This is a genomic window from Streptomyces sp. x-19 (genome assembly GCF_046549115.1).
Taxonomy (GTDB): Bacteria; Actinomycetota; Actinomycetes; order Streptomycetales; family Streptomycetaceae; genus Streptomyces; species Streptomyces albulus_C.
The window spans coordinates 760,188-782,495 of sequence record NZ_JAJPWK010000001.1 but is presented as its reverse complement, the minus strand read 5'-3'; the positions used below and the strand labels follow the sequence as shown (position 1 = coordinate 782,495).

17 protein-coding genes are annotated in these 22,308 nt (G+C 72.0%); 8 read left to right on the top strand and 9 right to left on the bottom strand.

The window, feature by feature from the left end; all coding sequences use genetic code 11:
• Positions 1 to 97: 97 nt before the first annotated feature.
• On the bottom strand, positions 98 to 1,366 hold the full coding sequence (locus tag ACLJT4_RS03630) for an NYN domain-containing protein (RefSeq protein WP_411120943.1): 1,269 nt from the start codon (positions 1,364 to 1,366) through the stop codon (positions 98 to 100).
• 268 nt (positions 1,367 to 1,634) lie between these two features.
• Between ACLJT4_RS03630 and ACLJT4_RS03625 the strand changes: the two genes are divergently transcribed.
• Positions 1,635 to 1,799 (top strand): hypothetical protein, encoded by a 165-nt coding sequence (locus tag ACLJT4_RS03625; protein ID WP_016577074.1) that lies wholly within the window; start codon positions 1,635 to 1,637, stop codon positions 1,797 to 1,799.
• Positions 1,800 to 1,936: 137 nt separating this feature from the next.
• On the opposite strand, the gene dnaE is transcribed toward ACLJT4_RS03625, so the two are convergent.
• The gene (dnaE, locus tag ACLJT4_RS03620; RefSeq protein WP_411120942.1) at positions 1,937 to 5,494 is read right to left on the bottom strand and encodes a DNA polymerase III subunit alpha; all 3,558 of its coding nucleotides are present in this window, start codon (positions 5,492 to 5,494) and stop codon (positions 1,937 to 1,939) included.
• A gap of 320 nt (positions 5,495 to 5,814) precedes the next feature.
• Here dnaE and ACLJT4_RS03615 point away from each other — a divergent pair, with 320 nt between their 5' ends.
• The 5 genes from ACLJT4_RS03615 (at position 5,815) to ACLJT4_RS03595 (ending at position 10,617) form a co-directional block, all read left to right on the top strand.
• On the top strand, positions 5,815 to 7,134 hold the full coding sequence (locus ACLJT4_RS03615) for a DUF2252 family protein (protein WP_411120941.1): 1,320 nt from the start codon (positions 5,815 to 5,817) through the stop codon (positions 7,132 to 7,134).
• 84 nt (positions 7,135 to 7,218) lie between these two features.
• On the top strand, positions 7,219 to 7,875 hold the full coding sequence (locus ACLJT4_RS03610; RefSeq protein ID WP_411121073.1) for a hypothetical protein: 657 nt from the start codon (positions 7,219 to 7,221) through the stop codon (positions 7,873 to 7,875).
• A 106-nt stretch (positions 7,876 to 7,981) separates the two neighbouring features.
• The gene (locus tag ACLJT4_RS03605; protein WP_411120940.1) at positions 7,982 to 8,827 is read left to right on the top strand and encodes a thioredoxin domain-containing protein; all 846 of its coding nucleotides are present in this window, start codon (positions 7,982 to 7,984) and stop codon (positions 8,825 to 8,827) included.
• A 122-nt stretch (positions 8,828 to 8,949) separates the two neighbouring features.
• Positions 8,950 to 9,645, top strand: a complete 696-nt coding sequence (locus ACLJT4_RS03600) for a hypothetical protein (RefSeq protein WP_411120939.1) — start codon at positions 8,950 to 8,952, stop codon at positions 9,643 to 9,645.
• A gap of 51 nt (positions 9,646 to 9,696) precedes the next feature.
• Positions 9,697 to 10,617: a thioredoxin domain-containing protein gene (locus ACLJT4_RS03595; protein ID WP_411120938.1), complete on the top strand. Its 921-nt coding sequence runs from the start codon at positions 9,697 to 9,699 to the stop codon at positions 10,615 to 10,617.
• A 94-nt stretch (positions 10,618 to 10,711) separates the two neighbouring features.
• Here ACLJT4_RS03595 and ACLJT4_RS03590 read toward each other — a convergent pair whose 3' ends face one another.
• Entirely contained in the window at positions 10,712 to 11,335 is a 624-nt protein-coding gene (locus ACLJT4_RS03590; RefSeq protein WP_174505021.1) for a dienelactone hydrolase family protein, read from the bottom strand.
• Between the two features lie 96 nt (positions 11,336 to 11,431).
• On the opposite strand from ACLJT4_RS03590, the gene ACLJT4_RS03585 reads away from it, so the two are divergent.
• Complete coding sequence (locus ACLJT4_RS03585) at positions 11,432 to 12,559, top strand: mechanosensitive ion channel family protein (protein ID WP_411121072.1); 1,128 nt, start codon at positions 11,432 to 11,434, stop codon at positions 12,557 to 12,559.
• A 33-nt stretch (positions 12,560 to 12,592) separates the two neighbouring features.
• Here the strand turns inward: ACLJT4_RS03585 and ACLJT4_RS03580 are convergent, their stop codons facing one another.
• From ACLJT4_RS03580 to ACLJT4_RS03565, 4 genes are all read right to left on the bottom strand, one after another.
• Positions 12,593 to 14,185 carry a Na+/H+ antiporter gene (locus ACLJT4_RS03580; RefSeq protein ID WP_411120937.1) on the bottom strand — a complete coding sequence of 531 codons (1,593 nt, stop codon included), beginning with the start codon at positions 14,183 to 14,185 and terminating at the stop codon, positions 12,593 to 12,595.
• 139 nt (positions 14,186 to 14,324) lie between these two features.
• Positions 14,325 to 15,266: an RluA family pseudouridine synthase gene (locus ACLJT4_RS03575; RefSeq protein WP_411120936.1), complete on the bottom strand. Its 942-nt coding sequence runs from the start codon at positions 15,264 to 15,266 to the stop codon at positions 14,325 to 14,327.
• An 83-nt stretch (positions 15,267 to 15,349) separates the two neighbouring features.
• A complete protein-coding gene (gene lspA, locus ACLJT4_RS03570) occupies positions 15,350 to 15,952 on the bottom strand; it encodes a signal peptidase II (protein WP_411120935.1) in 603 nt (200 codons plus the stop codon).
• A 134-nt stretch (positions 15,953 to 16,086) separates the two neighbouring features.
• On the bottom strand, positions 16,087 to 16,881 hold the full coding sequence (locus ACLJT4_RS03565) for a TraR/DksA family transcriptional regulator (RefSeq protein WP_411120934.1): 795 nt from the start codon (positions 16,879 to 16,881) through the stop codon (positions 16,087 to 16,089).
• 577 nt (positions 16,882 to 17,458) lie between these two features.
• Here ACLJT4_RS03565 and ileS point away from each other — a divergent pair.
• Positions 17,459 to 20,602: an isoleucine--tRNA ligase gene (gene ileS / locus ACLJT4_RS03560; RefSeq protein WP_411120933.1), complete on the top strand. Its 3,144-nt coding sequence runs from the start codon at positions 17,459 to 17,461 to the stop codon at positions 20,600 to 20,602.
• 219 nt (positions 20,603 to 20,821) lie between these two features.
• Here the strand turns inward: ileS and ACLJT4_RS03555 are convergent, their stop codons facing one another.
• Together ACLJT4_RS03555 and ACLJT4_RS03550 are read right to left on the bottom strand one after the other, a co-directional pair.
• A complete protein-coding gene (locus tag ACLJT4_RS03555; RefSeq protein ID WP_411120932.1) occupies positions 20,822 to 21,937 on the bottom strand; it encodes a DivIVA domain-containing protein in 1,116 nt (371 codons plus the stop codon).
• Positions 21,938 to 21,986: 49 nt separating this feature from the next.
• Positions 21,987 to 22,280: a YggT family protein gene (locus ACLJT4_RS03550; RefSeq protein WP_016575128.1), complete on the bottom strand. Its 294-nt coding sequence runs from the start codon at positions 22,278 to 22,280 to the stop codon at positions 21,987 to 21,989.
• Positions 22,281 to 22,308 lie beyond the last annotated feature (28 nt).

Sequence of the window (22,308 nt, the reverse complement as noted above, 5' to 3'; positions counted from 1 at the left end):
ACGAGCTACGAGGGTACGCGGCCCCGGGCGGCCGCCGGTCCCGGGGGCTGTGCGCGGCCGGGCGCGCACGGCCCGCGCGCAGCTGCCCGCACGCCGGTCAGTCCCCGGTCGGGGAGTGTTCGGCGGCGGTGCGCAGATCGACCTCGCGCCAGAAGCCGGCCCGGATGGCGTACCGGTCGTGCTCGTCGATCTGGTCGTCCTTGTGGGCGAGCAGCCCGAAACGGGCGGCGTAGCGGAGCAGTTCGCCGTCGATGCGGTGCGGGATGCGGGGGTACTCCGTCGAGAGCTGCTGGAGGTGGGTGGTGTCGGAGAGCCGCTCGGTCCAGCGGCGGGCGAAGACCTGGCCGACCTCGAAGGGGTCGCCGCTGACCGCGGTGATGTCCTCCTCGCGGTCGGCCCAGCGCTGTTCGGCGCTGGTCAGCTGAGCGAGGGTGGGCAGCGAGGCGGTCTCGGCGGGCTCGCCGAGCGGGCCGCCGCGCTCGATCCAGCCCTTGTCGGAGGACCAGCGCAGGGTGGCGGCGGGCTGGCTGCCGTTGACGGCGGGGCTCTGGGTGACCTGTGGGCGGCCGAGGCCGGCGAGGTCCTTGGGGGTGGGGACGCCGCGGGCGGCGGCGGAGCCGGGTTCGCCGGGCGGTTCGTCGCGTTCACCGGTGGGGGCCGGGCGGTCGGCGCCGTTGGTGCCGGGGCGGCCGTCGGTGTCCGGTCCGGCGCCGGCCGCGGCGGCCGCGGCGGCGACCGCGGTCTCCGGGAGCGGGGCGGAGAGGATCGCGGCGATCTCCGGGCGGGGGGCCGGCGGCGGGGCGCACGGGCCGCCGAGTTCCTTGGCGCGGACCGCGCCGGTGATCCAGGCGCGGTCCAGCACCCGCCGCTCGTCGGCCTCGGCGACCAGGTCCTCGGACTGGTTGTAGTCGCCGTCGGCGGCCTGCACGGCCCACAGGTGGACGGCGACGCCGTGCTCCTTGGCGGACATCAGGCCGGGCAGCAGGTCGCCGTCGCCGGTGACCAGCACGATGTCGGAGCAGGCGCGGTTGCGGGCGAGTTCGGTGAGTTCGGCGTGCATGGCGGCGTCCACGCCCTTCTGCGCCCACCGGCCGTCGCTGCGGGTCAGGGCGCCCAGCCGGACGGTGACCCGGGGCATGACCCGCAGTCGGCGGTGCTCGGGCTGCGGGACGCGGTCGGGCGCGCCGTCGAACCAGTAGATGCGCAACAGCGGTCGTTCGGTGTCGGCCTCGGCGCGCTGGCGCAGCCCTTGGATGAGGGCGGCGTGGTCGACGGTGATCCGGGAACGGGCGGGTTCTCCGGCGAGCAGGCTCGCGGCGGCACCGAGCAGATACCCGGCGTCCACCAGGACGACGCAGCGGTCCACGTTCCACCCTCTTCCCTGAGGTGCTGAAGTCCGGTCGCCCCCCGGCTCGGCCCGTGGCACGAGTGCTCTTCGGCTTCCTTCGAGTCTGCCCGACCGAACGGGGGTTATCTGCACGAACTCGATCTTCGGCGTGGCGGATGCGGTTTCGGGCGGCCACACGGCGCGTAACTGGCGTTATCACCTACGGTAATTGCCCGAAATGCAGCGATGTGCCCGGCGTGTAAGGCTGATGTCGGCCGAGCCGAAGACCCCCTCAGGAGGCACGATCATGGCCAAGAACAAGAAGGACCGAAAGCAGCCCAAGGCCAGCGAGTCCGAGCGCGGCCAGCAGCAGTCCGAGAAGGCGACCCTCGACGCGATCTCCCACTCGCAGGCCCCGGGCAGCCCGGCGGACGTCGCGCGCAAGCACCAGCGCCGCTTCGGCCACAACTGACGTCCCGGCGGGGCCACCCGACGGCGCCCCCCAATTGACGTGCGCCACCGATGACTTGAGGGGCGCGCCCGCATCGTGCGGGCGCGCCCCTCGTGGCATGACGGGCCGGGGCGGACGCCGCCGCCCCGGTCGGTGGCTCAGCCGGCCAGGCAGGACGGGCCGAGCAGCACCTTCAGATCGCCGAACAACGACGGGTCGGCGGTGACCCGGTGGCGGTCCAGGCGCAGCACCGTGGTCTTGCGCACGCCCTGGAGCCGGATGCGGACCTCGGTCGAGCCGCGGTGGCTGCTGAGCACCTCGCCGAGCTTCTCGACCATCGGCGGGGTGACCTTGAGGGCCGGGATGGTGATCGTCACCGGGGCGTTGGCGCCCGCCTCCGAGAGGTCGGGGACCATCATCTCCATGGCGACCAGCCGCGGCACGTCCTCGCGCTTGTCGAGCCGACCCTTGACGAACACCACGGCGTCCTCGACGAGTTGGGTGGACACCAACTGGTAGGTCGCCGGGAAGAACATGCAGTCGATGGAGCCCGCGAGGTCCTCGACGGTCGCGATCGCCCAGGCGTTGCCCTGCTTGGTCATCTTGCGCTGGAGGCCGGAGATGATGCCGCCGATGGTGACGATCGAGCCGTCCGCGTAGTCGCCGCCGGTCAGCTGGGCGATGGCGGCGTCCGCCTTGTCGCTCAGCACGTGCTCCAGCCCGAAGAGCGGGTGGTCGGAGACGTAGAGGCCGAGCATCTCGCGCTCCTGGGCGAGCAGATAGGTCTTGTCCCACTCGTCCTCGGAGAACACCACGTCCAGCCCGAAGCCGGGACCGTCGGCAGCGCCGTCGGCGGAGTCGCCCATCCCGCCGAAGAGGTCGAACTGGCCCTCGGCCTCCTTGCGCTTGACCTGCACGACGTTGTCGATCATCGGCTCGTAGTGCGCGGTCAGGCCCTTGCGGGTGTGCCCCATCTCGTCGAAGGCGCCCGCCTTGATCAGCGATTCGGTGGTCCGCTTGTTGCAGACCACCGCGTCGACCTTGTCGAGGTAGTCGGGGAACGAGGAGTACTTCCCCTTGGCCTTGCGGCAGCGGATGATCGAGTCGACGACGTTCTGGCCGACGTTCCGGACGGCGGTGAGGCCGAAGAGGATGACGTCGTCGCCCTGGGCGGCGAAGTTCGCCTCGGACTCGTTGACGTTCGGCGGGAGCACCTTGATGCCCATCCGTCGGCACTCGTTCAGATAGACCGCGGACTTGTCCTTGTCGTCGCGCACGGACGTCAGCAGCGCGGACATGTACTCGGCCGGGTAGTTGGCCTTGAGGTACGCGGTCCAGTAGGTGACCAGGCCGTACGCGGAGGAGTGCGCCTTGTTGAAGGCGTAGCCGGCGAACGGGACCAGGACGTCCCACAGCGCCTGGATGGCCTCGTCGGAGTAGTCGTTCTTCTTGGCGCCGGCCTGGAAGATCGTGAAGTTCTTGGCCAGTTCCTCGGGCTTCTTCTTGCCCATCACGCGGCGCAGGATGTCGGCCTCGCCGAGCGAGTAGCCGGCGATGATCTGGGCGGCCTTCTGCACCTGCTCCTGGTAGACGATCAGGCCGTAGGTCAGACCCAGGGTCTCCTTGAGCGGCTCCTCCAGCTCCGGGTGGATCGGGGTGATCTCCTGGCGGCCGTTCTTGCGCTCGGCGTAGTTGATGTGCGAGTTCATGCCCATCGGGCCCGGCCGGTACAGGGCCGAGACGGCGGAAATGTCCTCGAAGTTGTCGGGCTGCATCTGGCGCAGCAGCGAACGCATCGGGCCGCCGTCGAACTGGAAGACGCCCAGGGTGTCACCGCGGCAGAGGAGTTCGAAGGTCTTGGGGTCGTCGAGCGGGACGGAGAGCAGCTCCAGGTCGATGCCCTTGTTGGCCTTCACCATCTTGAGGGCGTCGTCCATGATGGTGAGGTTGCGCAGGCCCAGGAAGTCCATCTTCAACAGGCCGAGCGACTCGCACTGCGGGTAGTCCCACTGCGTGATGGTGACGCCGTCGGTGTGCCGCACCCAGACCGGGGCGTGGTCGATGATGGGCTCGCTGGACATGATCACGCCGGCCGCGTGCACGCCCATCTGCCGGACCAGGCCCTCGACGCCCTTGGCGGTGTCGATGACCTTCTTGACGTCCGGCTCGTTCTCGTACATCCCCCGGATCTCGCCGGCTTCGTTGTAGCGCGGGTGCGTGGGGTTGGTGATGCCGTCGAGGTCGATGCCCTTGCCGAGGACGTCGGCGGGCATCGCCTTGGTGAGGCGGTCGCCCATGGCGTACGGGTAGCCGAGGACCCGGGCGGAGTCCTTGATGGCGTTCTTGGCCTTGATCTTGCCGTAGGTGCCGATCATGGCGACCTTGTCGGCGCCGTACTTCTCGGTGACGTACCTGATCACTTCGACGCGCCTGCGCTCGTCGAAGTCGATGTCGACGTCGGGCATGGAGACGCGCTCGGGGTTGAGGAACCGCTCGAAGATCAGGCCGTGCTCGATCGGGTCGAGGTCGGTGATGCCCATGGCGTAGGCGACGATCGAACCGGCCGCGGAGCCACGGCCGGGGCCGACCGCGATGCCGTTGTTCTTCGCCCACATGATGAAGTCGGCGACCACGAGGAAGTAGCCCGGGAACCCCATCTGGAGGATGACGTCCATCTCGTACTCGGCCTGCTTCTGGCGGTCCTCGGGGACGCCGCCCGGGTACCGGCGCTCCATGCCGCGCCGGACCTCGTTCTGGAACCAGGTGACCTCGGTGTAGCCGTCCGGGATGTCGAACTTCGGCATCAGGTCGCGCTTCTCGAACATGCCGGTGGTGTCGACCTGTTCGGCGACCAGGAGGGTGTTGCGGCAGCCCTCCTGCCAGGCGTCCGAGGAGTCGATGGCGTACATCTCGTCGGTGGACTTGAGGTAGTAGCCGGTGCCGTCGAACTTGAAGCGGTCGGGGTCGGAGAGGTTCTTGCCGGTCTGGATGCACAGCAGTGCGTCGTGCGCGGTCGCCTCGTGCGCGTAGGTGTAGTGCGAGTCGTTGGTGACCAGCGGGGGGATGCCGAGCTTCTTGCCGATCTCCAGCAGGCCGTCGCGGACCCGGCGCTCGATCTCGATGCCGTGGTCCATCAGCTCCAGGAAGTACCGGTCCCGGCCGAAGATGTCCTGGTACTCGGAGGCCGCCTTCAGCGCCTCGTCGAACTGGCCCAGGCGCAGCCGGGTCTGGAGCTCGCCCGAGGGGCAGCCGGTGGACGCGATCAGCCCCTCCGACCACTGGGAGAGGGTCTCCTTGTCCATCCGCGGCCACTTCTGCAGCCAGCCCTCCTTGTACGCGTCCGAGGAGAGCCGGAAGAGGTTGTGCAGACCGGTCCTGTCGGCCGCCCAGATCGTCTTGTGGGTGTAACCACCCGAGCCGGAGACGTCGTCGCGCTTCTGGTGCGGCTGACCCCACTGGATCTTGCGCTTGTTGCGCCGCGACTCCGGTGCGACGTACGCCTCGATGCCGATGATCGGCGTGACCCCGGCCTTCTGCGCGGAGTGGAAGAAGTCGTAGGCGCCGTGGAGGTTGCCGTGGTCGGACATGGCGATGTGCGTCATCCCCATCTCCTTGCACGCCTTGAACATGTCGGACAGCCGCGCGGCTCCGTCCAGCAGCGAGTACTGGGTGTGGACGTGCAGGTGCGTGAAGGGGGGCCTGGACGAGGGGGCCACGGCGCTGAACCTCCGGTAGCGGCAGTTGTCAGGACTGATCGGGCGGGCCCGTCGGGACGGGCGGGAAGTGCCGGTCGGGACGGACGGGAGGTGCCCGTCGGAACGGGCGGGAGATGCCTGTCGGAACGGGCGGGAACGGTCGGGAGGGATGGGTGGGGACGGTGTCGAAGTCTACGTCCCAGGACCGACAGCCGCGGTCCCGTCGGGGGTGCCCGCTCCCGAGGCGGAGGGTGCGGCGATCGGGCACTCACGGGCCGTCCCGCCCGTTGTCCGGCTGATCTCCGAAAACCGCTTTCCCGGCCCCCAGGAGGCAGCCAGCGATGCCGATCCCCCATGCCCCCGCGCGCGACGCCGCGCGGCCCGGCCAGGACCCCGCGCGGCGCGACGAGCAGATCCTCGCCGCCCTCGACAGCGCGTCCGGGCCGGCCCTGCGCCGGATGGCCGCCTGCCCCGCCGCGTTCTTCCGGGGCGCCGCGGGGCTGTTCCACCACGACCTGGCGGCGGCCGGCGCGGGCGCGCCCGGCGCACCGTACCTGGACGAGCGGACCGGCCGGATCTGGATCCACGGCGACCTGCACGCCGGCAGCTTCGGCACGTACCTGGACGCCACCGGCCGGCTGGTGTTCGGCGTCACCGGTTCCGGTGAGGCGTACGTCGGCCCGTTCACGTGGGACCTGCTGCGGTGCGCGACCTCGGTGGCGCTGCTCGGCCGCGCCCGGGGGCTGGGCGACGCCGGGATCACCGAGTTGGTGCGGTCCTTCGCCGGTGCCTACCGGGAGCACGTGCGCGCCTTGGCCGCCGGCGCGGACGCGGTGCCGCCGGCCACCCTGGACACCGCCGACGGCCCGTTGCTCGCCGCGCTGCGGACGGCCCGCGCCCGGACCCGGGCCGGGCTGCTGGCGCCGCTGACCGAGCTGTGCGCCGGCGAGCGGCGGTTCACCGTCGGCAGCGACACCGTCGAGCTGGACGCCGCGGCCCGCTACACGGTCCTGGCGGCGTTCGACGGCTATCTGGAGACGCTGGCGGAGACCGGTCCGAGCCGCCCCGAGGCGTACCGGGTCAAGGACGTGGTGGGCCGGCGCGGCCCCGGCCCGGCCGACGCGATCGCGTACGACCTGCTGCTGGAGGGCGCCAGCGACGTCCTGGAGAGCGACGTGGTGCTCACCGTGCGGCCGGTGCCGCCCCCGGCCCTCGCCCGGCACCGGCCGGTCCCGGAGGTCGCCGCGCACGTGCGGCACGAGGGGCACCGGGCGGTGCTGGCCCGGCGCGCCCTCCAGGCGCACGCCGATCCCTGGCTCGGCTGGACCGCGCTGGCCGACACCGGCCTCCTGGTCGGCGAGGAGTCGCCGTACGCGGTCGGGCTGGACTGGTCGGCGCTGGACGACCCGGCGGAGTTCGCCGCCGCGGTCGCCGGGCTGGGCCGGGTGACCGCCGCGGCGCACGCCGCCGGGGACGGCAAGGAGCGGCACCCGCTGGTGCCGTTCCGCCCCGAGCGGGCCGTCGACGCGGCGATCGCCGCCGACGAGGACGGCTTCGGCCCACTGCTCGCGGACGCCGCGCACGCCGCCGCGTCCCGCGCCCGCGCGGACCACCGGATCTTCGTGGAGCTCCTGAGGGAGGACCGGTTCCCGGGCCGGTAGTGCGGGTCCCGGGCCCCTTCTCCCCCGTACCCCGCGCTGCCCCTTAGTGCCGCTTTAGCGCGTCCCGTGGCACACTCGCTGGCGATGGACATCTCGGCGGCACACCTGCGGGCACTACGCGCAGCGCTCTTCGCGGCGCTGTGCGTGACGCTGTCCTCGGCGTCCCACGTGCTGCTCTCCCGCATGCCGCTGCCGCCGGTCACCGTCGTGGCGACCGGCGCCGCGGTGTTCGTGCTCGCCTACGCGCTGGCCGGCCGCGAGCGCGGCTACTGGCGGATCGCCGGCCTGCTGCTCCCCCTGGAGCTCGCCGCCGACGCGGTCTTCAGCCTCGGCCAGCACACCTGTTACGGCCCGGACGGGGCACTGGCCGCGCCCGTGCACTCACTGGGCACGATGCTGCTCTGCGGCGGCGGCCCGGTCGGCGGCCCGCTGGCCGAGCTGGTCCGCGAGGACGGCGCCCCGGCCTCCGTCTGGCTGCTGCTGCTCGCCGCGCACCTCGGGGTCGGTCTGCTGGCCGCCGGCTGGCTGCGCCGCGGCGAGGCCGCGGTGGTGCGGCTGCTGGGCGCGGTGGCCGGCTTCGCGTTCCGTCCGTTGCTGATCGCGGCGGCGGTCCTGGGCCGCGCCGCCGCACCGCGCCGCCCGGTGCCCACCCCCGTGCGGACCGGGCCGCCCGCCCGCTCCGCCCCCCTGCTCGTGCACTCCGTGGTGCGCCGCGGTCCGCCGTGCGCGCTCGCCGCCTGACGGCCCCTTCGGCCCGGCGGCCGGCGTACGCCCGTTCTCGCGGGTACGCCGCTTCACGGCACGCACCCCGTCCCACGGACCACGAAACCCACGGAGCAGAACAGTCATGAGCAACCGCAACAGCCAGGCCAACAAGCAGGCAGCCCGCGAGCGGCTGCGCGCCGAGCGCGAGCGGCAGGCCAAGAAGGAGCGCACCCGCCGGCAGTTGATCGTCGCCGGCTCGGTGGTCGCGGTGCTGGCGGTGGCCGGTGGCATCGGCCTGGCGGTCGCCAACTCCGGCGACGGCGGCAGCGGCGGCTCGGGCGCCGACGTCTGGGCCAAGGCCGCCAAGGCGAAGCCGGTTCCGCCCGCCAACACCAGCGGCCCCAACGGCACCACCGTCGTCGTCGGCAAGTCCGACGCCAAGAACTCCCTCGAACTCTTCGAGGACCCCCGCTGCCCCGGCTGCGCCGCCTTCGAGCAGAACGCCGGCGCGACGGTGGAGAAGGACATCAGCGACGGCACGTACAAGGCGACCTACCACCTCGGCACGTTCCTGGACAACAACCTCCAGGGCACCGGTTCCAAGAACGCGCTGAGCGCCCTGGGCGCCGCGCTGAACGTCTCCCCGGACGCCTTCTTGAAGTACAAGTACGCGCTGTTCTCCAAGGAGTTCCACCCGGACGAGACCGGCCCGGACAAGTTCGCCGACGACAGCTACCTGATCAAGGTCGCCGACACCGTCCCGGCGCTCAAGGGCAACGCCGCCTTCCAGAAGGCGGTCAAGGACGGCACGTACAACGCCTGGGCGATGGCGATGTCCAAGGAGTTCGACTCGCACAAGGACGTCCACAGCACCCCGACCATCAAGCTGAACGGCAAGGTCCTGGGCACCCAGACCGCGCAGGGCCCGGTCGCGCCGTCCTCGGCCGCGGACTTCAGCGCCCAGGTGGAGAAGAACCTCAAGAAGTGACCCCAGGGTCCTGACGGCCGGGCCCGCCCCCGGCACCGGCGTCGGCCGGCGTGCTCCGCGCACGCCGGCCGATGCCAAATCTTGACCCGGATTCTGGTCGTGCCCATGGCAGACTCCCGGCCATGCAGGGGAGGGGAGTCCGCCCGGCGGCCCGGACCGGGGCCCCGCCCGGGGAGCGGTTGAGGGCGGTCCGGGCGGCACTGTTCACCGCACTGTGCGTCACCCTGTCCGCCGCCTCGCACGTCCTGCTCTCACACGCCCCGCTGCCGCCGGCGACGCTCGCCGCGGTCTGCGCCGCGGTCTTCACCGCGGCCTACGCGCACGCCGGCCGGGAGCGCGGCTACGGGCGGACCGCCGCCCTGCTGGTCCCCCTGGAGCTCGCCGCCGACACCGTCTTCACCACCGGGCAGCAGGCGTGCTACGGCCCGGCCGGCGGCCCGCTCGCCGGCCCGCTGCACACCGTCGGGGTGGACCTGCTGTGTCGGGGCGGCGCCGGCCCGGCGGCACCCACCGCCCTCCCGCACGGCCTGCCCGCGGTCCAGCCGGCCGCCGGCTGGCTGCTGCTCGCCGCGCACCTGACCGTCGGCCTGCTCGCGGCCGGCTGGCTGCACCGCGGGGAGGCGGCGCTCGGGGCCCTGCTGCGGGCGGCCGGGGCCGGTGCCGTCCGGCCGCTGCGGACCGCGGCCGCGGTGGTCCGCGCCGCCGTGGCGCCCCGCGCCCACCGCCCGCCGCCGCGCCCGCCGGCGCCGGCCCGCCCGCTCCCCTTCCTCGCGCACTGCGTACGCCGCCGCGGTCCCCCGTTCCCGACCGCCGTCTGACACCCGTTCCGCACGTCAACCAGCGCAGCACCGAAGGATCGGACACCCCCCATGAGCAACCGGAACACCCAGGAGAACAAGCAGGCCGCCCGCGAGCGGATCCGCGCCCAGCGGGACAAGGAGAAGAAGAGGGAGCGGCTGCGCCGGCAACTCGTCGTGGCGGCCTCGGTCGTCGGCGTCCTGGTGGTCGCCGGCGGCATCGGCTTCGCCGTGCTGAAGGCCAACGAGCCGACCGGCTGGGAGGCCGCCAAGGAGGCCAAGCTGGTCACCCCGGCGCACACCCAGGGCAAGAACGGCACCGAGATCCTGATCGGCGACAAGGGCGCCAAGGACACCCTGGAGGTCTTCGAGGACGTCCGCTGCCCGGCCTGCGCGGCCTTCGAGCAGAGCACCGGCGAGGAGCTGGCCAAGGACGTCCAGGACGGCCGCTTCAAGGTCCGCTTCACCCTGTACGCGTTCATCGACGACATGCAGGGCGGCGAGGGCTCCAAGAACGCCCTGAGCGCACTGGGCGCGGCGCTGAACGTCAGCCCCGAGGCGTTCTTGAAGTACAAGTCGGCGCTGTACTCGACGAAGTTCCACCCCGACGAGCGCGAGGACCTCTACGCCAAGGACGCGGAGTTGCTGAAGGTCGCCGCGGACGTGCCGGGGCTGAAGGGCAACAAGGCGTTCGAGAAGCAGGTCAAGGACGGCACGTACGACCGCTGGGCGATGGAGATGTCGGCGCTGTTCGGCCGCAAGGGCGTACGCGGCACCCCGACCTTCATGCACGGCGACAAGAAGCTGACGATGGCGGAGATCCCGCAGCAGCAGATGACGCAGGAGCAGTACAACGAGCTCGCGCGGGCCAACTTCCGCAAGATGATCGACAAGGAGTTCGGCCCGGCCAAGGGCAGGGACGCCGGCAAGGGCGACGGCAAGGGCGGCGAGGGCATCGCCAAGGGCGAGAAGGACCCGACCAAGGGGAACTGACCGCCGCCGCAACGCCGGTGACGGGGCCCGGGCGGGCGCTCCGGAGGTCTCGAACCCTCCGGAACCCGCCCGCCCGAGCCCACCCGGCCGCCGCTCAGCCCCGCTCGGGCAGGTCCGCCAGGAAGCCCAGCGCCACCTTCCAGGCGCGCTCGGCGGCCTCCGCGTCGTGGTCCGGCAGGTCGGGGTCGGTGAAGAGGTGGCCGGCGCCGGCGTAGCGGTACACCTCGACGTCGGCACCGGCCCGGCGCATCCGCAGGTACCAGGCGTTCAGCCAGTCGTGCGGCTCGAACGGGTCGGGGTCGGCCACGTGCAACTGCACCGGCAGGTCGTCGGCGCTGGCGCCGTCGGCGATGTCGGAGGTGCCGTGCATCAGCAGCAGCCCGCGCGCCTTCTCGTCGCCGAGGGCGAGGTTCTGCGCGACGGCACCGCCGAAGGAGTACCCGGCGTAGACCAGTCCGCGGTCGGAGTGCGGTGCGGCCGCCGCGACGGCGCGCCGGAGCAACTCCTCCTTGCCGATCTCGTCCTTGATCACGATGCCGTCGGCGACCGAGTCCGCGGTCCGCCCGCCGAACAGGTCCGGCACGATCACCTCGTGGCCGGCGGCCCGCAACCGGTCCGCGTCGGCGTGCACGGCGGGGCGCAGCCCGCACACCGAATGGAACAGCACGATGGTGGAGGAACCGCTGGTCGCGGGCTCGGCGGAGGCGGGCACAGACATCACTTCCCTGGGGTTGGATCGCTCTGCCCCCATCGTGCCAGCTACCGTCGTCGGGACTGGCAGGAGCACACCGCACCAAGGAGGAGTCACGTGTCCCTGGAGGCCGTGCTGCGCCCGATCGTCGTCATCGGCGGCTCGCTCGTGGTCACCCTCGTCGTGGTCTGGTTGATCGACCGGACCCTGCAACGGATCGACACCCGCCACCCGGAGACCCCCCTGTGGGGACTGCTGCGGCGCTGCCGGATACCGCTCCAACTGATGCTCGCCGCGGCCCTGTTGCTCGGGTCCTACCTCCAGACCGAGATCCCCGTCGTGGTGCACCACGCGGCGGGCATAGGCCAGGCCCTGACCCTGGTGCTGATAGCGGCCACCGCCTGGCTGCTGGTGCGGGCCGCGGCGGCGATCGTGGAGTCGTCGTACGCGCGCTACGCGGCCGGCGCCCGGGACGCGGCGCGGGTGCGCCGGGTGCGGACGCAGGTGACGCTGATCCAGCGGGTGGTCACGGCGGTGGTGATCGTGGTCGCGGCGGCCTCGATGCTGCTGACGTTCCCGCAGATGCGGGCGGTCGGCACGTCCGTCCTGGCGTCGGCCGGACTGCTGGGCATCGTCGCCGGCATCGCCGCCCAGTCCACCCTGGGCAACCTCTTCGCCGGGCTGCAGATCGCGTTCGGCGACATGGTGCGCATCGGCGACACCGTGGTCGTGGACGGCCAGTGGGGCACGGTCGAGGAGATCACGCTGACGTTCCTGAGCGTGCGGACCTGGGACGAGCGCCGGATCACGATGCCGGTGTCGTACTTCACCAGCAAGCCGTTCGAGAACTGGTCGCGCGGCGGCGCCCAGATGACCGGCGCGGTCTTCTTCCACCTGGACCACTCCGCGCCGGTGGAGAAGATGCGCCAGCACCTGCACGAACTGCTCCAGGAGTCCCCGGACTGGGACGGCCGGTCCTGGAGCCTGGTGGTCACCGACACCACCCCGTCCACCATCGTGGTGCGCGCGCTGGCCACCGCCCGGGACGCGGACGCCGTGTGGGCGGTGCGCTGCCAGGTGCGCGAGCGCATGATCGAGTGGTTGCGGACCGAGCACGCCTACGCGCTGCCGCGGATCGCCACCGCGGCGGCCCCGGTGCCCCACGAGACGCCGCGCGTGCCCCCGCCCGGCCCGGTGGACCCCACCGGCGGCACGGACCCCAGGGGCGGCACGGGCCCCGGGGAGCGCTGACCGGCCGCCGTCTCGTAGGCCCGTCCCCCGGGCCTACGGGGTGGCCCGCAGGCTCCGCACGTCCAGGTGGCGCAGCACCCGGTCGACGATCTCCGGATCGGCGCCCGGCTCGCTGCGCGCCGCCAGCACCTCGTGCCGGGCGGCCGAGAGCATCTCGTTCTGGATCCGCTGCACCTTCTTCAACCGGGAGATGCGCTGGTCGAACAGCTCACGCCGCTCGTCGTCGACGATGTCCGGCGCGATCCGGGCCCCGATGTCGTACGCCCGACGGGCCAGTTGGTCGGCGACCTCGTCGGCGACCTCCTCGACCTCCAGGACCTCCTTCAGCCGCCGCTTGGACGCCTTGATCACCCGGAGCGCCAGCTCGCGCTCCAGCGCGTCCGCGGCGTCGGTGTCGGCCCGCACCCGAAGCCTGCGCACCAGCCAGGGCAGCGTCAGCCCCTGGATGATCAGGGTGGCGAGCACCACCGCGAAGGCGATGAAGAGGATCTCGTCGCGGGCCGGGAAGGGCCCGCCGTCCACGCCGAAGGGGATGGCCAGCGCCAGCGCCACCGAGGCCACCCCGCGCATCCCCGACCACCACATGATGACGGTCTCGCGCCAGCTCATCGGGATGTCCTCGTCGATGTCCCGGCGCTTGTGCATCCGCTTGGCGAGCCAGGCGGCGGGCAGCAGCCACACCAGGCGCACCGCGACGACCACGGCGACCACCGCGGCGCCGGCGCCGAGCATCTCGGCCCAGCGGCCGGACGCGGCGCCGATGATGTTGTGCAGTTCCAGGCCGATCAGTCCGAACGCGACCCCGGTGACGAGGGTGTCGACCACCTCCCAGAAGGTGTAGCCGGCCAGCCGCCCCAGCACGTCGTCCGCGTCGACCGCGTACTCCGCGAGGAACAGCCCGCAGGTCAGCACCGCGAGCACGCCGGAGCCCTTGAACTCCTCTGCCAGCACGTAGGACACGAACGGCACCAGCAGCGTCAGGCCGATCTGCAACGTCGGGTCGCCCAACCGCCCCATCAACTGGTTCGCGACCCAGCCGAGCACCAGACCGACCGCTATGGCGACGACGGCGGAGAGCACGAGCGACCCCACCGCGCCGGGCACCGAGAAGCTGCCGCTGATCACCGCGGCCAGCGCGACGTGGTACAGCACGATCGCGGTGACGTCGTTGAAGAGCCCCTCGCCCTCCAGGATGGAGACCATGCGGCGGGGCAGGCCGAGCTTGCCGGCCACCGCGGTGGCCGCCACCGGGTCGGGCGGGGCGACCAGCGCGCCCAGCACCACCGCGGCGGCCACCGGCATCCCGGGCACCACCGCCTGCGCGACCGCCGCGACCGCCGCCGTGGTGGCGAACACCAGCAGCACGGCGAGCAGGAAGATCGGCCGGAGGTTGGCGGTGAACTGCCGCCAGGAGGTGCGCTGGACCGCCGCGTACAGCAGCGGTGGCAGCACGATCGGCAGGATGTACTCGGGCGGCACCTGGACGTTGGGCACGAACGGCAGCAACGCCAGCACCGCCCCGGCGAGCGTCATCAGCACGGGCGAGGGCAGGCCCAGCCGATCGCCGAGCGGAACCATCACCACCGCTCCGAGGAGCAGGACGAACAGCAGGGCCAACTGATCCACGGTGACTACGCTCCGGGACGGTCGATTTCGATCACTTTCCGCCCCAAGCCTGCCATGAAGTGATCAGATGCCCACTTTCGCGGAACGAGTTGTTCCGCGCTTGTTCGCCGACCGCCCCGAGCCGTTCGCCCCGACGACGTCAGTGGCTCTCTTCGCGAACGGTGTCCAGCGCGTGCTGGAGGTCCGCCGGATAGGCGCTCTCGAACTCGACCCAGCGCCCGTCCGAGGGGTGCTCGAAGCCCAGCCGGACCGCGTGCAGCCACTGCCGGGAGACGCCCAGCCGCTTGGCGAGCGTCGGATCCGCGCCGTAGGTCAGGTCGCCGACGCAGGGGTGCCGGTGCGCGGACATGTGCACCCGGATCTGGTGCGTGCGCCCCGTCTCCAGCTTGATGTCCAGCAGACTGGCCGCCCGGAACGCCTCGATCAGGTCGTAATGGGTGACCGACGCCTTGCCGTCGGCGGTGACCGCCCACTTGTAGTCGTGGTTCGGATGCCGCCCGATGGGGGCGTCGATGGTGCCGCTCATCGGGTCCGGGTGCCCCTGCACCAGCGCGTGGTACCGCTTGTCCGGCACCCGCTCCTTGAACTGGCGCTTCAGCGAGGTGTAGGCCCGCTCCGACTTGGCGACCACCATCAGCCCGGAGGTGCCGACGTCGAGGCGGTGCACGATGCCCTGCCGCTCGGCCGCCCCGGACGTGGAGATCCGGTAGCCGGCCGCGGCCAGGCCGCCGATGACCGTGGTGCCGGTCCAACCGGGGCTGGGGTGCGCGGCGACGCCCACGGGCTTGCCGATCACCACGACGTCCTCGTCGTCGTGCACGATCTCCATGCCCTCGACCGGCTCCGCGACGATCTCCACCGGCGCGGCGGCCGCCGGCATCTCGACCTCCAGCCAGGCACCCCCGTGCACCCGCTCGGACTTCATCACCTCGGAGCCGTCGACCCGGACCTTGCCGGCCGAGGCGAGCTCGGCCGCCTTCGTGCGGGAGAAGCCGAACATGCGGGCCAGCGCGGCGTCCACGCGCTCGCCCTCCAGGCCATCCGGTACGGGCAGGGTGCGGATCTCGGGAAGCGTGCTCACCCCACGAGTATGGCAGTCCCGCGGCACTGCCCCGCCCGGCGGAGGGCTCCGGCCCCGGGACCTACGGCCCCGGGGCCGGGACGTCAGTCCTTGTGGACCGTGCCGTCGGGGTCCAGACCCCGGAAGGACAGCAGCACGATCAGCACGCCGCCGCAGACGATCGCGGAGTCCGCGAGGTTGAAGACCGCGAAGTGCGCGGGGGCGATGAAGTCCACCACCGCGCCCCGGAAGACACCCGGCGAACGGAAGATCCGGTCGGTGAGGTTGCCGAACGCGCCGCCCAGCAGCAGCCCCAGCGCGATCGCCCACGGGAGGCTGTGGAGCTTGCGGGCGATCCGGGCGATCACCACGATCACCACCGCGGCGATCACGGTCAGCAGGACGGTCAGCGCCTCGCCGAACCCGAACGCGGCGCCGCGGTTGCGGATCACGCTGAACTGCAACAGCGTCCCGATCACCTCGACCGGCGCATGGTGCTCCAGCTTGGCGACCACCGCGAGCTTGCTGCCCAGATCGAGCAGGTAGACGACCGCGGCCACCAGCAACAGGGCGGTGATCCGCCGCTTGCCGCGCCCGGTGGGCCGCGCGCCCTCCGCCGTCCCTCCCCCTTCGGATCCCGCCGCGTGATCCGCCCCGGAACCCGGCTCGGATTCCGGCGTACCGGTGATGCGTTCCGCCTCTGCCACGTGTGCGTCCCTCAGCCCGTCGACTCATCCGCCGGGCCCCGGCCCGGCTGACCACGAGAGTACGGCACGTGCCCGCGGCGGCGGGCCGGACGGGTACCGCCCCGCAACGCGCCGCCGCGGCACCGGCGATCGGCTCAGCGCCGCTCCTGCTTCTGCTTGCACTCCACGCAGAGGGTCGCCCGCGGGAACGCCTGCATCCGCGCCTTGCCGATCGGCCGGCCGCAGTTCTCGCACAGGCCGTACGTACCGGCGTCCAGCCGGCCGAGGGCGCGCTCGGTCTGGTGCAGCATCTCCCGGGCGTTGGAGGCCAGCGCCAGCTCGTGCTCGCGGGTGATGTTCTTGGTCCCGGTGTCCGCCTCGTCGTCGCCCGCGCCGTCCCCCGAGTCCCGCATCAGACCGGCGATGGCGTCCTCGGCGGACACGATCTCGGCCCGCAGCCGGCCCACCTCCGCCATCAGGTCGGACCGCGCCTCGGCGACCTCCTCCGGCGTCCAGGGGTCCTCACCGGGACGCACCGCGAGCTCCTGGGGGGTCGTGGCCGGGCTGGCCGGCCGCACCGCGGAGCCCGCGCCGTGCGGGGCGGACGCGGCCGCCGTCTTCTTCGCCACCACCGTCTTGGCTCCCGTCTTCTCCGCTTCCGACGCGGCCGCCGCCCCGGCCGCCTTCGGGGCGGTCGCCTTCTTCGCCGCCTTCTTGGCGGCCGTCTTCTTCGGAGCCGCCTTCTTGGCCGCGTCCCCGGCGGCAGCCGCCTTCTTGGCCGGCACCTTCTTGGCCGGCGCCTTCCGCGCGGCCGCGTTCTTCGGCGCGGCCTTCTTCGGGGCCGCCGGGTGCCCGGCCGCCTCCTCGTGGGTGGACTGCTGCGCGACGTCCTCGTCAGCGGGCCCGGCGGACGTCGTGCCCTTCTCCGCGGCGGTCTTCTTCGCCACCATGGCCGCGACCCCTTCACATATGTGATCTTGTGCACGAATCGTGACGGGAACGATAAATCGCCGCGCGACGCGCGGCAACGGGACGCACCGCCCGGCCACCCCCGCCACCGGGACCGTACGTCCGGTCTGCCTCGGTTGTGCCCCGCCGCGGCCGCGGTAATCCGCCCGGAATGAGACGGTCTGCCGACTTTGCCATTCGGGTCACCCGCCGGCCGGACGGACGGTGCCGCGCCGCCCCGCCCGAGCGGCCCGATCCGGCAGCCCGTAAACCGGTCGGCCCCCGTCGGCACGGCCCTTTACACTGGGCGCAGCGAAAGGCATTGATGGGACGAGTAGCGTCGTACGCAGCCAGCAGCGACCCGGGGACGGTGCGAGCCCGGGGGCGTGCATGACGTGAAGATCACCCCGGAGCCGCCGGAAGAAAGCCCACGGATCGCCCCGGGGCCACTAGAACCGGCAGCGCGACCCCAATGAGGGGACGGTGCGCGAAGCGCCGTCAAGGAGGGTGGTACCGCGGGAGCCCGTGCTCTCGTCCCTCCGGTCGGAGAACGCACCCAGGTGTCCGCCGGAGGAACCGATGAGTCCCACACCCCAGTACCGCCCGGTACCAGCCCAGGTAGACCTGCCCGCCCTGGAGCACGCGGTGCTCGACTTCTGGCAGGAGCGGAAGGTCTTCGCCCGCACCCTCCAGCAGTCCGAGGGCCGCCCCGAGTGGGTCTTCTACGAGGGCCCCCCGACGGCCAACGGCATGCCCGGCGCCCACCACATCGAGGCCCGCGTCTTCAAGGACGTCTTCCCCCGGTTCCGCACGATGCAGGGCTACCACGTCGACCGCAAGGCCGGCTGGGACTGCCACGGCCTCCCGGTCGAGCTGGCCGTGGAGAAGGAGCTGGGCTTCAACGGCAAGAAGGACATCGAGGCGTACGGCATCGCCGAGTTCAACGCCAAGTGCCGCGAGTCGGTGACCCGGCACACCGACGCCTTCGGCGAGCTGACCACGCGGATGGGTTACTGGACGGACCTGGACGCCCCGTACCGCACCATGGACCCCGACTACATCGAGTCGGTGTGGTGGTCCCTGAAGGAGATCTTCTCCAAGGGCCTGCTGGTCCAGGACCACCGCGTCGCCCCCTGGTGCCCGCGCTGCGGCACCGGCCTGTCGGACCACGAGCTGGCGCAGGGCTACGAGACGGTCGTCGACCCCTCGGTCTTCGTCCGCCTCCCGCTGACCTCCGGCCCGCTGGCCGGCCGCGCCGCGCTGCTGATCTGGACGACCACCCCCTGGACCCTGGTCTCCAACACCGCCGTCGCCGCGCACCCCGACGTCACCTACGTCGTCGCCACCGACGGCACCGAGCAGCTGGTCGTCGCCGAGCCGCTGCTGGAGAAGGCGCTGGGCGAAGGCTGGACGGCCACCGGCGAGTCCTTCACCGGCCGCGAGATGGAGCGCTGGGCCTACGAGCGCCCCTTCCAGCTCGTCGACCTCGACGGCGCCAACTTCGTCGTCAACGCCGAGTACGTCACCACCGAGGACGGCACCGGCCTGGTCCACCAGGCCCCCGCGTTCGGTGAGGACGACCTGAGGACCTGCCGCGCGTACGGCCTCCCGGTGATCAACCCGGTCCGTCCGGACGGCACCTTCGAGGAGCAGCTGGCGCTCGTCGGCGGCCAGTTCTTCAAGAAGGCCGACGAGGCGCTGGTCGCCGACCTCGACGCCCGCGGCCTGCTCTTCCGCCACCTCGCCTACGAGCACAGCTACCCGCACTGCTGGCGCTGCCACACGGCGCTGCTCTACTACGCCCAGCCGTCCTGGTACATCCGCACCACCGCGGTCAAGGACGCCCTCCTGCGGGAGAACGAGAACACCAACTGGTTCCCGGAGTCGGTCAAGCACGGCCGGTTCGGCGACTGGCTGAACAACAACATCGACTGGGCGCTGTCCCGCAACCGCTACTGGGGCACCCCGCTGCCCATCTGGCGCTGCGAGGAGGGCCACCTCACCTGCGTCGGCTCGCTCACCGAGCTGTCCGAACTGACCGGCACCGACCAGTCCGGCCTGGACCCGCACCGCCCGTTCATCGACGCGGTCACCTTCGGCTGCACCCACGAGGGCTGCACGCTGACCGCGGTCCGCGTCCCGGAGGTCATCGACGCCTGGTACGACTCCGGCTCGATGCCGTTCGCACAGTGGGGCTACCCGTACCGCAACAAGGAGCTCTTCGAGAAGCGGTACCCGGCGCAGTTCATCTCCGAGGCCATCGACCAGACCCGCGGTTGGTTCTACACGCTGATGGCCGTCGGCACGCTCGTCTTCGACAAGTCCTCGTACGAGAACGTCGTCTGCCTGGGCCACATCCTCGCCGAGGACGGCCGGAAGATGTCCAAGCACCTGGGCAACACCCTCCAGCCGATCCCGCTGATGGACCGGCACGGCGCCGACGCGGTCCGCTGGTTCATGGCCGCCGGCGGCTCCCCCTGGTCGGCCCGCCGGGTCGGCCACGGCACCATCCAGGAAGTCGTCCGCAAGACACTGCTGACGTACTGGAACACCGTCGCCTTCCAGGCGCTCTACGCCCGCACCGCCCAGTGGGCGCCGTCCGCGGCCGACCCGGCCCCGGCGGAGCGCCCGCTGCTGGACCGTTGGCTGCTCGGCGAGCTCAACAGCCTGGTGGAGGGGGTGACCGACGCCCTGGAGGGCTTCGACACCCAGCGCGCCGGCAAGCTGCTCTCCGCCTTCGTCGACGACCTCTCCAACTGGTACGTGCGCCGCTCCCGCCGCCGCTTCTGGCAGGGCGACGCCGCCGCGCTGCGCACCCTCCACGACGTCATCGAGACCGTCACCCGGCTGATGGCCCCGCTCGTCCCGTTCATCACCGAACGGGTCTGGCAGGACCTGGTCGTTCCGGTCAGCCCGGACGCCCCGGACTCGGTGCACCTCACCACCTGGCCGGTCGCCGACCGCACGCTGATCGACCCGGCGCTCTCCGCGCAGATGCAGCTGGTGCGCCGCCTGGTCGAACTGGGCCGCGCCACCCGCGCCGAGTCCGGGGTGAAGACCCGCCAGCCGCTGTCCCGCGCGCTGGTCGGCGCGCACGGCTTCGCGGACCTCTCCGCCGACCTGCGCGACCAGATCGCCGAGGAGCTGAACGTCAGCTCGCTGGCCTCCCTCTCCGAGGTGGGCGGCTCCCTGGTGGACACCACCGCCAAGGCCAACTTCCGGGCCCTGGGCAAGCGGTTCGGCAAGGGCGTCCAGGCGGTCGCCAAGGCCGTCGCCACCGCGGACGCCGCCGCCCTCTCGCTCGCGCTGCGCGACGGCACGGCGAGCGTCGAGGTGGACGGCGAGACCGTCGCCCTCACCCCGGAGGAGGTCATCATCACCGAAACCCCGCGCGAGGGTTGGTCGGTGGCCTCCGACGCGGGCGCGACGGTCGCCCTGGACCTGGAGATCACCCCGGAGCTGCGCCGCGCCGGCCTGGCCCGCGACGCGATCCGGCTGATCCAGGAGGCCCGCAAGAACAGCGGCCTGGACGTCGCCGACCGGATCGCGCTGCGCTGGACGGCCGACGACGACGAGGTGCGGACGGCCCTGGCCGACCACACCGCCCTGATCTCCGACGAGGTGCTGGCCACCGACTTCGCCGCCGGCGAACCGGACGGGTCCTACGGCCCGGCCTTCACCGACGAGGCCCTGTCCCTGACCTTCCACCTCCGCAAGGCGTAACGGAGCACGGAAGCACGGCAAGCACGACCGGGCCGCACGGCCCGCCCGCAGGCCCCGGCGCACTCCGCGCCGGGGCCTGCACTCTTGTCCGCCCCCTCGCGCCACCGACCGCGCCCCCCACAAGGAGGAGGGCAGCAAAAGGGCCGGGCCCCGAGGGAACTCCCTCGGGGCCCGGCCCTGATTGCCGACTCTGTGCGCCGTACCGGCGTCAGCCGTGCGTCAGTTGTCGTCCTCGTCGATGAGGAAGCCGCGCATCGGCGACGGCGTCTGCTGCATCGGCGACGGGCCCTGCGGCCGCACCGGCGCCATCGGCTGGGTCATCGCCGGCGACATCTGCTGCTGGCCGCCGTAGGACGGACCGCCGCTGGACGGGCTGCTCATGGAGTGGTTGCCGCCCATCGACGGGCCGCCACCCATGGTGTGGTTGCCGCCCATGGTGCCCGCACCGGCCGACGCCATCGACGGCGACGGCGGCAGCGAGGCGGCAGCCGGGGTCCGCGGCGGGGCCAGCGAGTCGTCGGACTGGTTCTCCAGCTGACGCAGCTGGCTCTCCAGGTACGACTTCAGACGGGTGCGGTACTCGCGCTCGAAGCCCCGCAGGTCCTCGACCTTGCGCTCCAGCGTCGCGCGGGCCGACTCCAGCGAGCCCATCGCCACGCGGTGCTTCTCCTGCGCGTCCCGCTCCAGCGCGTCGGCCTTGGCGCGGGCGTCCCGCTCCAGGCCCTCGGCACGGCTGCGCGCCTCGCCGACGATCTTGTTGGCCTCGGAACGGGCCTCCGCGATCGCCTGGTCGGCGGTCTGCTGTGCCAGCGACAGCACGCGGGCCGCGCTGTCACCACCGGGGCCGCCCTGCTGCTGGGCCGGCTGCGGCAGTTGCTGTCCGGGACCACCGAGCGGACCGCCCATGGGGCCGCCCGGGCCCATCGGGCCGGGGCCGTGCGGGCCCTGCGGACCGTGGCCACCAGGACCGTGGCCACCGGGACCGGGGGGCAGCTGCGGTGCACCACCGGGCAGTTGGGGCGGGCCACCCATCCCCTGCTGCTGCGGCGGAACCGGCTGCGGACCGGATATGGCGGCGGGCACCGGAGCCCCCGGCCGCTGCTGCTGCTCCTGCTGCTGGTCGGGACCCTTGCGCAGACCCTGCTGCTGGTTCTGCGCGGCGGCACGAGTGGCGGCGGCCAGCTTGGCGCGCAGGTCCTCGTTCTCCCGGAGCAGGCGGGTCAGTTCGCCCTCGACCTCGTCGAGGAAGGCATCGACCTCGTCCTCGTCATAGCCTTCTCGGAGGCGGACGGTCGTGAACTGCTTGTTCCGCACGTCCTCGGGGGTCAACGGCATCTCTACTTCACCTCAACGTAGTCGTCGGCAATCGGCAAGACCGTATCGTTCACACCAACAACACCGTTCTCACGACGGTGATCAGGATGTAGACGATGATCATCAATACGAAGAAGGACAGGTCGAGCGCCACGCCCCCGAGACGCAGCGGCGGGATGACCCGCCGCAGAAGCTTGAGTGGCGGATCGGTGACAGTGTAGGTGGCCTCAAGAATCACCACCATCGCCTTGCCGGGTTGCCATGAACGGGCGAACTGGAACACGTAGTCCATCACCAGTCGGAAGATCAGGAGGATCAGGAAGCAATACAGCGCGATGTAGATCACCTGACCAGCGACACTCATCTCGCGCTTCCCTCTCCCCTTGGTTCTC